This window comes from Fontibacillus phaseoli, from assembly GCF_003337355.1.
In the GTDB taxonomy this organism is placed as follows: Bacteria; Bacillota; Bacilli; order Paenibacillales; family Paenibacillaceae; genus Fontibacillus; species Fontibacillus phaseoli.
Genome location: NZ_QPJW01000001.1, coordinates 1,325,335 through 1,339,073, shown reverse-complemented (window position 1 = coordinate 1,339,073; position 13,739 = coordinate 1,325,335). Strand labels below are relative to the sequence as shown.

At 46.5% G+C, this 13,739-nt stretch carries 15 protein-coding genes; 11 read left to right on the top strand and 4 right to left on the bottom strand.

The genetic code is table 11. The features are described 5' to 3' along the window. Positions 1-30 precede the first annotated feature (30 nt). The 7 genes from DFP94_RS06595 to DFP94_RS25410 all read left to right on the top strand — a co-directional run bounded on the left by DFP94_RS06595 (position 31) and on the right by DFP94_RS25410 (position 5,441). Complete coding sequence (locus DFP94_RS06595; protein ID WP_114495576.1) at positions 31-738, top strand: DNA alkylation repair protein; 708 nt, start codon at positions 31-33, stop codon at positions 736-738. Between the two features lie 166 nt (positions 739-904). Beyond that, positions 905-2,005, top strand: a complete 1,101-nt coding sequence (locus tag DFP94_RS06590) for a metallophosphoesterase (RefSeq protein ID WP_114495575.1) — start codon at positions 905-907, stop codon at positions 2,003-2,005. Positions 2,006-2,279: 274 nt separating this feature from the next. Next, positions 2,280-2,438 (top strand): hypothetical protein, encoded by a 159-nt coding sequence (locus DFP94_RS25415; protein WP_181873036.1) that lies wholly within the window; start codon positions 2,280-2,282, stop codon positions 2,436-2,438. 107 nt (positions 2,439-2,545) lie between these two features. Then, on the top strand, positions 2,546-3,019 hold the full coding sequence (locus tag DFP94_RS06585; RefSeq protein ID WP_114495574.1) for a DinB family protein: 474 nt from the start codon (positions 2,546-2,548) through the stop codon (positions 3,017-3,019). A 196-nt stretch (positions 3,020-3,215) separates the two neighbouring features. After that, positions 3,216-4,589 carry a TolB family protein gene (locus DFP94_RS06580; protein ID WP_114495573.1) on the top strand — a complete coding sequence of 458 codons (1,374 nt, stop codon included), beginning with the start codon at positions 3,216-3,218 and terminating at the stop codon, positions 4,587-4,589. 238 nt (positions 4,590-4,827) lie between these two features. Then, the gene (locus DFP94_RS06575; protein WP_425459229.1) at positions 4,828-5,280 is read left to right on the top strand and encodes a GNAT family N-acetyltransferase; all 453 of its coding nucleotides are present in this window, start codon (positions 4,828-4,830) and stop codon (positions 5,278-5,280) included. Between the two features lie 11 nt (positions 5,281-5,291). Further along, on the top strand, positions 5,292-5,441 hold the full coding sequence (locus DFP94_RS25410) for a hypothetical protein (RefSeq protein ID WP_181873035.1): 150 nt from the start codon (positions 5,292-5,294) through the stop codon (positions 5,439-5,441). Between the two features lie 128 nt (positions 5,442-5,569). On the opposite strand, the gene DFP94_RS06570 is transcribed toward DFP94_RS25410, so the two are convergent. Beyond that, complete coding sequence (locus tag DFP94_RS06570) at positions 5,570-7,579, bottom strand: methyl-accepting chemotaxis protein (protein WP_245954528.1); 2,010 nt, start codon at positions 7,577-7,579, stop codon at positions 5,570-5,572. 325 nt (positions 7,580-7,904) lie between these two features. Here DFP94_RS06570 and DFP94_RS06565 point away from each other — a divergent pair, with 325 nt between their 5' ends. After that, complete coding sequence (locus DFP94_RS06565) at positions 7,905-8,180, top strand: GNAT family N-acetyltransferase (protein WP_342768221.1); 276 nt, start codon at positions 7,905-7,907, stop codon at positions 8,178-8,180. Between the two features lie 103 nt (positions 8,181-8,283). Here the strand turns inward: DFP94_RS06565 and DFP94_RS06560 are convergent, their stop codons facing one another. The 3 genes from DFP94_RS06560 to DFP94_RS06550 are packed head-to-tail and all read right to left on the bottom strand — an operon-like array spanning position 8,284 to position 10,699. Beyond that, a complete protein-coding gene (locus tag DFP94_RS06560; protein WP_114495571.1) occupies positions 8,284-9,015 on the bottom strand; it encodes an ABC transporter permease in 732 nt (243 codons plus the stop codon). Positions 9,016-9,026: 11 nt separating this feature from the next. Then, positions 9,027-9,779 carry an ABC transporter permease gene (locus DFP94_RS06555; protein WP_114495570.1) on the bottom strand — a complete coding sequence of 251 codons (753 nt, stop codon included), beginning with the start codon at positions 9,777-9,779 and terminating at the stop codon, positions 9,027-9,029. Further along, on the bottom strand, positions 9,776-10,699 hold the full coding sequence (locus DFP94_RS06550; RefSeq protein WP_114495811.1) for an ABC transporter ATP-binding protein: 924 nt from the start codon (positions 10,697-10,699) through the stop codon (positions 9,776-9,778). The genes DFP94_RS06555 and DFP94_RS06550 overlap by 4 nt, the downstream gene beginning before the upstream one ends. Before the next feature lie 153 nt (positions 10,700-10,852). Here DFP94_RS06550 and DFP94_RS06545 point away from each other — a divergent pair, with 153 nt between their 5' ends. From DFP94_RS06545 to DFP94_RS06535, 3 genes are all read left to right on the top strand, one after another. Then, a complete protein-coding gene (locus DFP94_RS06545) occupies positions 10,853-11,566 on the top strand; it encodes a response regulator transcription factor (RefSeq protein ID WP_114495569.1) in 714 nt (237 codons plus the stop codon). Beyond that, positions 11,566-12,939, top strand: coding sequence for a sensor histidine kinase (locus DFP94_RS06540; RefSeq protein ID WP_114495568.1), 1,374 nt, complete (start codon positions 11,566-11,568; stop codon positions 12,937-12,939). Before DFP94_RS06545 ends, DFP94_RS06540 begins: the two co-directional genes overlap by 1 nt. Positions 12,940-13,081: 142 nt before the next feature. Then, positions 13,082-13,699 (top strand): MFS transporter, encoded by a 618-nt coding sequence (locus tag DFP94_RS06535; RefSeq protein WP_342768220.1) that lies wholly within the window; start codon positions 13,082-13,084, stop codon positions 13,697-13,699. The last annotated feature ends 40 nt before the right edge of the window (positions 13,700-13,739 follow it).

Sequence of the window (13,739 nt, the reverse complement as noted above, 5' to 3'; positions counted from 1 at the left end):
AAGTACTTAAAATTAAGGAAGTGATAAATCATGAATTTGGACATGGTCATGCAGGAGCTTGAGTCGCTCGGCAAGGAACGAACCAAGAAAATGTATATATCCAACGGAGCCCATGAACCGCTTTTTGGTGTGGCTACAGGCCAAATGAAACCGATCTTTAAGAAAACAAAAATAAATCAACCTTTGGCCGATCAGCTTTATGCTACCGGTAACTATGACGCTATGTACTTCGCCGGCATCATAGCTGACCCTAAAGCAATGACGGAAGACGATTTTGATCGTTGGATGGATGCGGCCTATTTTTACATGTTGTCCGATTATGTAGTTGCAGTAACCCTTGCGGAAAGTAATATTGCGCAAGAAGTAGCCGATAAGTGGATTGCAAGCGGGGAAGAATTGAGAATGTCCGGGGGCTGGAGCTGTTATTGCTGGCTTTTGGGCAACCGGCCGGACAGCGAATTTTCCGAGAGTAAAATTTCCGGGATGCTTGATCAGGTGAAAAACAGGATTCACGAAGCTCCCGAACGAGCTAAATATGCGATGAATAACTTTATATACACCGTGGCGGTATCCTATCTGCCGCTGCATGATAAGGCTGTCGAAACGGCAAAGGCAGTAGGGCCGGTAGAAGTCAACCGGGATAAGACAAAAAGAAAACTTCTAAACGCTTCCGAAAATATTCAAAAGGCAGTAAACAAAGAGCAGCTTGGTTTCAAACGCAAATATGTAAGGTGTTAAACAACAGCAGCCAGTCATTGCGATTGGCTGCTGTTCATTTTTGAACAGGCAAGATTCGAAGTCCGGGAAAAGTTCTTAAGTCTGAATGCCGGAATAAAGGAGTTTGAAATTATGACATGATCAAAGTTATGATGGGGATAGCGGGTTAAAGACGAAGGAGATGGCTATGTTTATCGTAATCGGGATCTTCGCCATGCTAATATATGGCGTTCTGGTATATTATATCGGTTGGCGCGGGTACCGCTGGCTTCGACCGAAAACTTCGACTTTGCGGTTCAAGACGCTTTACATAATCGTGATAGTACTGGCCGCCTGTTCATTCCTTATCGGCCGGATTCCGGGTCTAAAGATCCTGGGGATTCTCGGCGCTTATTGGATGGCAGTATTTTATTTACTGCTATTGTTGGTGCCACTCGCCCATATTACCGTCATTTTGTTGCGGTTCACTCGGTTACCCCGGCACAGAACCCAGTTCTGGGCGGGGCTTACGACGTTGGCATTGCTGGTCTCATTACTGGGTTACGGTACTTTTAATGCATATACCCCGATCGTTCGACCGTATACCATCAAGATGGACAAGGGTACATCGCCGGTCTCATATCTTAATATCACAATGGCGGCGGATACGCATTTTGGGTTGCTATCGGGCAAAGACCATGCGGAGCGGCTGGTAAAGGAAATGAACAAGCTAAAGCCGGATCTCATTTTGCTACCGGGTGACCTGTTTGACGACGATATTCAGCCCTTCATCGATCAGAAGATCGATGTGGTTTTGTCTAAACTTCAGGCACCGTATGGCGTGTACGCCACGCTAGGCAATCATGACAAACATAACGGCACGATGCAGGAGTTGATTGATACGTTAGAGCGCAGCGGAATTCATGTTTTATATGATGAAACAATTATCATAAATGACCAACTGACATTAATTGGACGCAAAGACAAAAGCGATCTCGACCGGCTCTCACTGGACAAGTTGATGAGCAGTATCGATCCGGACAAGCCTGTGATTGTAATGGATCACCAGCCTACTGAATTGGATGTCTCCGAGCAAGCGGGAGTGGATCTCATCGTTTCGGGTCATACCCACCACGGCCAAGTGTTTCCCGGTAACCTGATTACAAATGCGCTCTTCGAGAATGACTGGGGCTATCTCAAAAAAGGAAACATGCATTCCATAGTTACGTCCGGTTTCGGTTTCTGGGGACCCCCGATCCGGATCGGCACGAGGTCCGAAATCGTCAATATAAAGGTAGAGTTCGAATAAAGAATATTTGGAAGAGTTTTCTTCTTCATGTTGTAGATTTGGCTCCGGAAGTGATGCGCGTGTTGGAGGAATTAGTGGAGGAAGGAAAGATTCGCTTCTTCGGCTGGTCAACGGATCTGACGAATCGGGCCGAATTGTTAGCTTAGAGCAACCATTGTATAGCGATCCAGCATTTTTTGAACATTTTTAACGACAATGCCGTCATATTATACCTTTACGAATGGAACCGATTGGCGTCTATTAACCGCGAACCGCTCGCGATGGGGTCAGTGACTTGGATTGGCTGACGTACTTCAAAGATGGGGTGCCTTCGCCGGAGATGACGAAGCAATTACGAGCTATCCGGGAAGTTTTGACCTCGGGTGGCCGGTCGATCGTTCAGGGAGCCCTTGCCTGGATATGGGCGAGAAGCAACGTAACGATTGCAGCTTAACATTACGGTTACATTGTTTATAGCCGATATAACTGAATACACCCCTCATAATTGAGACAAGTATGATAGAATTGGCATTACCGTACAATCGTTGAGGAGTGATAACAGTGGAACACTTTTTGTTTAACCAATTGGCATTTGTAAGAGGCCAAACCTTGAAATTGGTGGAGGGAGTCACGGAGCAACTCGCAGACCGGATCCCCGAAGGATTCCGCAATACGATCCGATGGAACTTGGGGCACATTTATGTGGTATGTGAACGGTTTGCATTTCAACATTTGAATCTTCCGCAACATTTGCCCAATGGGTTCAAAGAACAGTTCGAAAACGGTACTTCACCCATCCAACCCGTATCCTTTCCCATCCCTACCTTGACGGAACTGGAGATCCTGTTAAAAGAACAGCAAGAGCGGATACGGCAGGCTCTTGAGCATCGCCTACAAGAAAAGATCGTGCCTCCGTATACTACGTCAGCCGGGATGATTCTGGAAACGCCGGAACAATTCCTCAGTTTCAATTTATACCATGAAGGCATGCACCTGAGCATCATTAAACTTTATAAGAAGTTATTATCCCGTTAATTTTAAAGAACCTTGCCTTGAAGGGTGAGGTTCTTCTTTTTCTCCAAATATAGATCTTTCTGGATTTACCGTTTTAATGGTGTAGTAACCAAATATGATCGGGTTCCTCAGTACACTCGAACCCTAAGCCGTCCGGAACAGTCGCCTAATTATCCTCTACTGAATATATCTGAAGTAAAAGATGATTCAGGAGAGGATGTTGGCCGTGCAAGCTGTTTCTCATGATCTCGTTCAAGGATGGATTGCCTACACGTCGGACCGCGTCGGAGCGTTCGACATATGGCTGTACCGACCGCAGGACAGTCTTAATTTTCAACTTACACGGGGGCTTGGTGCGGAATTTTCCGTTCCTTATTGGTCTCCGGACAGCAGGAGAATCGCTTTCATCGGTATTGGCAAGGTGGTTCACCTGCTGGATACGGTCACGCTCGCCGTCGCAAGGATCGACCAAATCGAGCCCTACACGTTGCTGGACTGGTCCACGGACAGCCGGTATCTCACGTATGTAAAAAACTCGCGCATCGTAATTTACGATACTTTTTTACATAGCAGCTCTGCTATCCCGGCGCCGGGGGCCAGCGATGCTCAATGGTTCCCTTCTGGTTTGGAGCTTCTGTTTGCGGCACCGGATTCCACAGGAAGCACCCAGCTCTTCCGCATCCGGGCCGATGGCACAGGCCGGAGACAAATCACGCAAAATACGGGCGGACCGCTCCATGACGTTCGGATTTCCCCGGACGGAACCTCTGCTCTTTATACGTCCCCTGGTGCAAGCATCTCTATCATTTCAACGGTGGATTTGGCCACCGGCACCGTCTATACGCTGGAAGGCGGACCGCTCGCCAAGAACTATTTTCCGGCATGGTCGCCTGACTCCAGAAGCATCGCCTACAGCGCAACTGCCTATAGAGAGCCGAATTATTATTCTATCATCCAAATTGACAGCCGTACCGGCCAGAATCGAAGGACTTTGGCGTTTTCAGACTGTTTCGCCACTCCCGTCAGTTGGTCTCCGGACGGGGTAAAAGTGTCATATTTATCGGGATGCACAGGGGCAGAAAGCGCAAGTCAGCTCTGGATTGCCGATCTCAGGGAGCAGATGCCGGTGAACGTCCTAAGCGGCGGCCGGATTACCGCCATACAGTGGTCTCCTCGCGTCAGAAGGCTTCCGGAAAACATCTTCACCAGCTTCGTGTACCGGGTATCCTTTCCCTATCCCGCAACCTGGCGCCGGGTCAGCGAAGAAAGGTACGAAGGAGCAGAAGGGTTTTTTCAGGTATCCGCGATTGCAGCGGGTGACCAAATAGCCGATGTATGCCACTCCGAAGCTTTTCATCCATTGATGCCTTACGGTTCTTCACCTAGGATTGTCATGACGAAGATGCTAAACCGAGAAGCGTGTTTCATTTATCCGTCGGCTGACCAACCGGTGGAGATGAACAAACAAGCCGCCCTTATTGTCAAATATCCCCGCCCTGTGCAAATCGGGGAAATGTTTTACAATTACTTTGTCCTGTGGGCAGATGTTTACCACATTCGCCAAGTTGGCGGGCGGCTGTCGTTCATATAGCCAATTGATGGACATCTTGATTGGCTAAGTTTCGTCAAGTTATTAGCACGAATGCAGATTTTCATCACGGTATGCTTGAGCATAACGCACACCTGCTATACACTTGAATTCAGCATGTGAAGTTATGGGGAAGACTGAGACGGTTACTTTAACCGACACCGGTTATTCCCTTCATATGCAAAACAGCGACATAATCACCGATAGCGATTTTATCTATCGTTAAGGAGTTGTATTGATATTGGCTTACATAACTGCTTTTGAAGAGAAGGACTACGACAAGCTTGTGCGAATTTGGTACGAGGCGGTTCGACGCACTCATTACTTCTTGAAGGAAGAAGATTTCGAATTCTTTCATCAGTTTGTGAAAGGGGGCGCCTTACGAACCTCGGAGCTTTGGGTAGAAATGAATGCAGGCGATGAAGTTATCGGTTTTATGGGATTGGAGGGAAGCAAGATCGCCACGCTTTTTGTCGATCCGGATCATTTTGGCAAGGGAGTTGGTCGGCGATTCATTCGGCATGCCGAAATATTGAAGGGAAGTCACCTACAGGTTGATGTCAACGAACAAAATGAAGGAGCCTTGCAATTCTATTTACGATGCGGGTTCGTTCCCATTGGGCGATCGGAACGGGATGATTCGGGAAAACTATATCCTTTGGTTCATCTAGAAATGAATCCGTCCTGCGGATAGGATGAGAAGAAGTGGAGGAAGGCGAATTGAAAGATTACGAGATCGTCAATTCGACAACCGACTGGTTTGATCTGGAACGTATCGTGGAACCTCAGCCTGTCATCGGAGATATGAGCGAGTCCCTTATCGTAACCGGCATGCGAAGTGATTCGAATGCCTGACTTCCCGTCTACATTTTTTAATCGATCAAGCTAATAAATCCAAAAAACAGCCTTATGCCTGTAGATTCGACTCAAGGATCTACGGGACAAGGCTGTTTCTGATTCTCGAAGATATTTAATAATTATAATTAAATTTCAAAAGCTTTAATCAGTTCCTTCAACTCGCTAATCATATGATCCAGTGACTGGGCCGACCCTTTAATATGCTGCATAATATTGGATTGCTCCGCCGATGAATTTGCCACAGATTTTGCATTTTCATTCGAATCCTTAGCGATGGTAAGCATGCCTTCCAGGGAAGCGGAGATCTCCTCCGTACCGGCTGAAATCTCCTCGGTTGTTGCGGATACTTCCTGGATCTGTGAAGATACCTCTCCAATGGAATGCCGAATATGGTCGAATCCAACGCCGATTTGCTGCATTCGGTCGATACCGACGTTAATTTCTTTCACGCTGTTCTGCATAGAGCTTGTCGCATTGCCTGTCGATTGTTGTATGAATTGCACTAACTCGGCAATAAGGATAATCGATTGGCTTGTCTGCTCAGCAAGTTTCTTGACTTCGCTGGCGACGACAGCAAATCCTCTTCCATGTTCACCGGCTCTGGCAGCTTCAATGGAGGCATTTAGCGATAATAATGATATTTGTCTGGAGATGCCGGATATCAAATCAACAATTTGGCCGATTTTTTGGGAATGATCATTTAATTGTTCAATATCCATGGCCGTTTGATGAGCCGTCGCATTGATAACATTCATTTGATTAATCGCTGATTGGATCTCCGCATATCCACTATTTATTTCTGAAGTAACCTGCTCGGATTGTTCGGCAACTTGACCGGAAGCTTCTGCGATTCTTTGGATACCGACGGCCATTTCTTCGGTTGCTTGAGCAGATTGCTCCGCTCCTTGCAGTTGTGAATCGCTGCCCTGAGCTACTTCTTGTATAGCGATACTTATCTGATTGGAAGCTACGGCGGACTGGTTAGCTGAGATCAGCATCGCATTCGATGCATTTGTCAGGTGGCTGACGGTGGCCTGGACTTTTTGTACGATATCTGACATCGACTGAATCATCAGATTAATATTCTCGCTCATTTGTCCGATTTCATCCTTGGATTTTACTTGAACGCGTTCATTCAAGTGTCCTTGCGCAACCTTTTTCATGACCTGAGATACGGCAACAATCGGTTTAATAATAACTTTGGACAAGAAAAAAGAGAACAGGAGCACCATTAACGCAACGGCGACAGTTATAATAAGCGTCAATACTTGGGCGCGATGAACCGCACCGAATATTTCGTTTGTAGGGACAGTGATCAGCATCTTCCAATGGGTGGATGGAACCGTTCCGTAATATGTAATGATTTCTTTACCATCTGTGTCTGTGTAGGTGACAGAACCGGTATCATTTTTTAAAATCGTTTGAATCGCTTGTTTCATTTCATCCGTTGTGGCGTAATCTTCCATTTTCTTTCCGAACCGTTCTTCATCAGGATAACTGTAATACATCCCAGTGTCCGAAATGACGTATCCAAACCCGGAATCGGCTATGCGTATATTCTGGTTCATTTCCGTAAGCACACTAGGAGTGATCGAAAAAGCGATTGCACCGGCTGCTTTATGATTTTGATCCGGAATAGGGACCACCGTTGAAATGATATATTTATTAAGTTGTTCAAGATACGTCATTTCCGCAAAAGCAGGTTTGTTGGTCGACTGCATTTTAAGGTAATAATCGCTTGCCGACATGTCGGCCGTCATATTCATCATATTAGTCAATGTTCCACTTTTATCAATGATGCTATAACCTTCGGATTGTACATCGCTCTGCTCAAGGACGTTTAATAATGGGAAAATTTGATTTTTATCAAACGACTGAAATTGCGGGTTTTGGTTGATTAATTCTTCTACAGCCGAGGTCTTCGAAAGGATCCAATCATCAATTCTGGCGATGTTGATTTCCAATGTGTTGATTGCTAATTGCTCGCTGTCGTTTTTTATTACTCCATTAAAGTAGTTAAGTAAAAAAGCTGTCGTGAAGAGTAACGGAATGAGTGAAATCCCCATAAAAACAAGCAGCAATTTCTTTTGAAAGGACATTCCGTTTTTCACCAAACCGTGTCTTTCCTTATTCATGTGTTAACCTCCATGTTGTGAAATGGTAATATATAAAAACCACGATGGAACAGTGGATTGTTGTCGTAATTTGTAGAAATATAGCAAAAAAAATCAAAACGTATCTTGATAGAATAACAATATTCCAATATTTTCAATATGACATTTTTCATCTACATTAAAGGGGATAGTTTCAACCGTGGCAGGACCTTACCCTTAATATTACGATAATAGCTAGCCGCTTTGTGAAAATGTTGGTTCAGTATTTGAGTACATAAAATGAATCATGTTGCTATGAGGGATCTAGAATGAAGATAAGAACAATTCGAGCTGAAGATAGGAAGGGATTTGTGAACTACAAAAGATGTATTTGCTTCAGGATGCCAGAGGAACAGGGATTACTGCGGATTTGTTGCAGACTGCAATCACGTTTGTAGAGCAGCAATATAGGGCTTGCTATCTGGAAACATTGCAAACTATGCAATCGGCTAACCGATTTTATTCGAAACACGATTTTCGAAAGTTGGAAGCGCCGCTTGCCGGTTCCGAACATTTTGCATCCGACGCTGGGTATAACCGCTATCTAGTCGATGCCGAACAGCTGGAATCGGTGCGAAGCTGATTTTCCAATAAAATGAAAATCAAAATATTCAATGGAGCAAAGGCTGCCGAATACAATCTTTCGGCAGCCTTTGCTTTTTCGAGTATTCTTTAGTTCACGTGGTTCAGGATGATGCGATGTCTTTCTTTTTCAAACGGCTGATGGACCACGTTCCGAATAACAGGATAAAGAAGCTATTCATAAGTAGAAAAAGAATATTTTCCATGGAGTTCAGCCCTTTTTGGCTCAGGACGCCCATGCCTATGGTCAGCAATGAATAGGGGAATAATAGCCCCAAGTTCAAAACATACAAGCCAATTCCCAGAAAAACAGCGCAAAGGCTTATTCCGATTGGCGTTGCGAAACTTTTTAGGCGTATGGAAACCCCCAACTGCAGTGCCGCAATAGAAAGGGAAGCGAACCATCCTCGCAGGCTCCACAGCACCGTTTCTATGGGGAAGGCACCCGGAATGGAGAGCAATTGACCCGCCGACCAGTACATGAACATGAAAAATGCCTGGGCTGCAAAGATCATCATGCCGACAGTAAACAACTTGGCAACGAACAGGTTTGTAATGGATATCGGCGAGGCCAGGATCATATTCCAGTTATGATTAGCATGTTCCAGCCGGCAAACAAAGGCACAGCAAATGGCAATCAGAATGGGCAAGAAGAACTCGCCATAGAACAAACTGACCTGCGTCCAAAGGCTGTACCAGCCGTTCTGCAAGGCGGTCTGATTGAAATAGTAATTAAAACATCCGATCAGCAGGCTGATCACCGGCAGAATTCCCAGCACCAGGCCGATGCGGGAATGACGAAGTTTGAGCCATTCGGCAGATATACTCCTTAACATGAGGCTCCTCCTTAAATCTCTTGTTTGGAATTATGCAACTTCCCTGCTGAATAAAAGATGACGGCCAATAGCAGGGAGGCAATCTGCAAGCCCATGGGCGGCATGCCGGATACATAATAACTTGAAGCAGAGTTGTAAACATAAGTGATTGGGCTTAAATCCATATAGTAGGACCAAATCAACAGATGACGAATGCCTGACGGGAACAATCCGGATGTCGTTCCGATAAATCCGCCAAGCATGCCAAGGCATAAGGCAAAGGCCTGATTTCGCACCGTCAGGGACAACCACTGATGGAGTGCAATGATTACTAGCGTCGTTAACATCGTTCCGAGAGCAAATTGAAGAAGCAGCGAGAGTGGCACGTCCCCGGAAATGCTCTTGGACCAGCCGAATCCCACGATGAAGACAGCCTGCGCAATGACGCCGTACAGAATCAGGCTGTTCGCACATATGTACTTCGCGGCATAGACTCGATTGCGTCCCGTATGGGTTGTCATTAACATTTTCCAAGTATTCCCCTTATGCTCCATGTCGCAAATACGGGAAACCACTATGGCCGATATGATCGGGAGAAACAATCCATTCATGGAAGAAATGCTGAAGATCAAGGCTTCCCAACTCGCATTGCTGGCGTTGCGGGAGATGGAGATGCTCATGGACATCGAGGCCCAGACCATCTCGGCGGCAAGAAACAAGGTGAGCATGATCCAGATGCGTTTGCGGCGGATTTTGAAATACTCCAGCGATAGAGCTTTCATTATAAGCTCCGCTCCTTTCCGGTTAGTTCAAGGAAAATGTTTTCCAGGCTCTTTTTTTGCTCTTCAATCCGGGTTACTGGAAGACCCTGTTCCACCAGCAACCGATTTATATAAGAAACTTCCTCGTCCGGGAGATGGGTAAACAGGAGTTGTCTTCCTTGGACTTTCGGCAAATAACCTTGACTTTGCAGGATTTTCTCCGCTCTTGCAGGGTCCGGGGTCTTAAAGCGAATAGTGACCTTGTTGGCGGCTTGGAGGCTCTGCATCGTCCCTTGAAAAAGCAGCTTACCGTCATTGATAATTCCTACGGATGTGGCGATTTGCTCGATCTCGGACAACAGATGGCTCGAAAGCACGACGGTGATTCCGTATTGTTCCGGAAGGGATTTGATCAACTCTCGGATTTCGCCGATACCTGCTGGGTCAAGTCCGTTCGTAGGTTCATCGAGAATCAGCAAACTGGGAAAGGCAAGCAAAGCCATGGCGATGCCAAGCCGCTGCTTCATGCCCAAAGAATATTGGTCAGCCTTCTTATGCTTATGGTTTTCGAGTCTGACAATTTTCAGTACCTTATCAATATTCTTGCCAGGTAGGCTGCGAAGCCGCTGCATAACCTTCAAATTCTCATATCCGGTCAGATGGCCGTAATAGGAAGGGGATTCGATCAGGGAACCGGTATTGTTCAAAATGTTCGGACGATGCCTGTCCAGGTCTTTGCCAAACACCTTGACTTTGCCTTCGGTTGGCTTGATGAGGCCGAGCAGCATCTTGAGTGTGGTTGTTTTTCCGGCCCCATTCGGACCCAGGAAGCCGAATATTTGTCCGGTTTGCACCGCCAGATTGACATTGTGCACACGGTGTATGCCTCCATAGGTTTTGGACAAGTTTTGGGTCTCCACGATCGGGGGTGACATATTTTTCATTGATATCAACTCCATTTCTAAAATGTATCCGCTGCTCAAATATAGAACAGGATCCTTGCGTCCTCCTGAAGCTAACCTTACATTTACCTTAAATGAATTTAGGGAATAACGGATGAGTACCTTCATCATGTATACTGATAGGGGTGATGGACATTGGATGCGATCAAGAATAAAAAAATACTGATTATTGATGACGAACCCGAGATAAGAGAAATGATTGAACGTTTCTTGCGTAAGGAGGGTTTTTTCCGGATCTATACTGCAAGCAATTTTGCGGATGCATTGGCCGTATGCAGATTGGAGAAGCCGGATGCGGCCATTTTGGATGTGATGCTGCCAGACGGGGACGGGTTTTCGTTGCTTTCCTCGCTCCGATCATTCTCCGACATGCCGGTACTGTTTCTGTCCGCACGAGGTGAAGATGAGGACCGTCTGCTCGGACTGGGCCTGGGAGCTGACGATTATATGGTTAAGCCTTTTCTGCCAAGAGAGCTAATTTTGCGACTGATGGCCATATTAAAACGGGTGTACGCCTCCCACACGATAGAACGGTTACCCGTATTCACTTTGGGGCAAAAAACGGTTGACCTGGAAAGCGCCGTCGTACTCGGAGCAAATCAAGGACTTCCGTTGACAGCCAAGGAGCATTCCATACTGATCAAGTTGTACGAAAATCAGGGCCGGATCGTAACCAGTGACGCCTTATGCCAAGCCGTATGGGGAGATGAGAGTTTTGGTTATGAGAACACCTTGATGGTGCATGTTCGGCGGATTCGGGAAAAAATCGAGAAAGATCCATCGAATCCGGTGTTTTTGTTAACGGTTCGCGGACTCGGCTATAAACTCATGACGCAGGAGTCACGGTAATGGACAGCGTTATCCGGATATTACGGCGTTTTGTCGGTTCTACGATTCTGGTCTCCTTGCTGCTGCTGTTGTTCAACCTGGTTTTACTAGGTTTGCTGATTTTCAAGGAACATCATCAGATGCCATCCCCTGAAGCGGTAGTACAGAAAATATCTAATGGATTAGATCAGGAACAGGGAAGTTATTCAATTACCCCCGAGGCAATGCAGTTGCTGGATACGAACCAAGCATGGGCCATGCTGCTGAGTTCGGACGGAAGGGTGTTGTGGAGCGAGCGTCTCCCTGAAGAAATTCCGAGATCCTATGATGTGACCGACGTAGCCAAGTTCTCCCGCTACTATCTCATGGGATATCCGGTATTCGTATGGGAGCATAAGGATGGTCTGCTGGTACTAGGCTATCCCGAAAACTCCTTTGGAAAATACCGATTTGACTTCTTGACTGAGTGGCTCAGGTCCCTTCCTGTACGAATTTTGCTGTTACTGGTGTGCAATGTTGCTCTAGCGCTGCTGGTATCGGTACTCATCGGAACGAGAGTCGTCCGCGGGATCAAGCCGTTGATTCACGGCATCCATACGCTTTCCAAAGGAGAGCCGGTCCAGGTGGAGACCAAGGGTATTTTTAATGATTTGTCCCAAAGCATCAATTCCACCTCCCGGATGCTTCAGGAGAAAAATGACGCACTCCATGCGAGGGATTTCGCCAGATCGAACTGGATTGCGGGCATATCCCACGATATCCGGACACCCTTGTCCATGATTCTGGGATATGCAAGCGAACTGGAGGAACAGCCAGAACTGTCGTCCGAGCAGAAACAACAGGCTGCGATCATCCGCCGCCAGGGGGAACGCTTGCGATCCCTTGTGAACGATCTGAATCTGGTATCCATGCTGGAATACGAGATGCAGCCATTACATTTGAAGTCAATCCGTCTCTCCGTCTTAGCGAGGCAAGTCGTATCTGACTTTTTAAACAACGGTCTTGATGAGCGATATATTATTTCTCTCCATGTCGGGGATGAAAGTCTGATGGTGACAGGAGATGAACGTCTATTATATCGGGCGATAACCAACCTGGTGCAGAACAGCATCAGGCATAACCCGGGCGGCTGCGAAATTGGACTGAGTACGGGGGAGGCCGATGGTTCGAATCAGATTGTGGTTTGCGACAACGGGAAAGGGATTCCGAAGGATGAGCTTGCCGATTTGATTCTACTTCCCTACACTTCTGGACGAATAGGCCCGACCCGCCAGGGCCATGGATTGGGGCTACCCATGGTAGCCAGAATTGCGAAAGCGCATCAGGGAGAGTTGATTCTCGAGAGCGATATGGGGGAGGGATTGAAAGCCGTTTTGAAATTTCCTTCTTCTTGAAAATTTTAGATAATTACTGTTGAGGTGCTATTGGCTGGCATTACGGAATCATTCATAAGTTGCTTGAGAAGTAGGAGAAGATTATGTTGATCAAAGGCTGCCGATTTGATAATCAGCAGCTTTTAGATTTACTTATGCTTCGATCATTGGCGTAATTCTGTTTATCGTAATGGCCGGGGTAGAACTACTGCTTCCCATTTACGCGCAAAATGTCAGGGAGATGATGCTGAGGGAATCGGGACTACTGCTTCTTCCGGGCGCCTTGCTTATGGGCGTGTCAGGCGTAATATCAGGAAAAATCTACGATAATTTTGGCGGTCGCTACTTGATTCGAATCGGCTTTCTCTGGATTGCTGTCGTATTGTCCTTTTTAACAATGGTGCTAACGGCCCGCGCTTCATATTTTTTATTGATGGGCATATACGCAATGCTTATGACCGGGGTTGGTTTTATGATGACCCCGATCACTGCCTTGGCTATGGCGAGCTTGCCAAGTTCGATGATGAACTACGCTTCGTCGATGACTACGACTATACATACATTGGGCATGTCGATGGGCGGAGCTCTGCTGATCACCCTTATGACCATTACCGCAGATTATAGCTCAGTATCTTTTTCCGTAAACATGCTTAAAGGATTTCAAGCCTCGTTTTGGGCGTTAACCGTGATTGCGGCAGGTGGTTTCTTCCTTTCCTTCTTTGTTCCGTATAATCAAGGCTCAGCGCAACCGCTAGTTAGTGAGAGTCGCCAGGCCTCGTAAATTGGTGAAGGGTCCGGCAGAGGAAGATTTGACATAACCC

Bases quoted from the DNA above. Each gene is read 5' to 3' on its own strand.
- DFP94_RS06595 (WP_114495576.1), top strand. From the start codon at position 31: ATGAATTTGGACATGGTCATGCAGGAGCTTGAGTCGCTCGGCAAGGAA.
- DFP94_RS06590 (WP_114495575.1), top strand. From the start codon at position 905: ATGTTTATCGTAATCGGGATCTTCGCCATGCTAATATATGGCGTTCTG.
- DFP94_RS06580 (WP_114495573.1), top strand. From the start codon at position 3,216: ATGTTGGCCGTGCAAGCTGTTTCTCATGATCTCGTTCAAGGATGGATT.
- DFP94_RS06570 (WP_245954528.1), bottom strand. From the start codon at position 7,579: ATGAATAAGGAAAGACACGGTTTGGTGAAAAACGGAATGTCCTTTCAA.
- DFP94_RS06560 (WP_114495571.1), bottom strand. From the start codon at position 9,015: ATGTTAAGGAGTATATCTGCCGAATGGCTCAAACTTCGTCATTCCCGC.
- DFP94_RS06550 (WP_114495811.1), bottom strand. From the start codon at position 10,699: ATGAAAAATATGTCACCCCCGATCGTGGAGACCCAAAACTTGTCCAAA.
- DFP94_RS06540 (WP_114495568.1), top strand. From the start codon at position 11,566: ATGGACAGCGTTATCCGGATATTACGGCGTTTTGTCGGTTCTACGATT.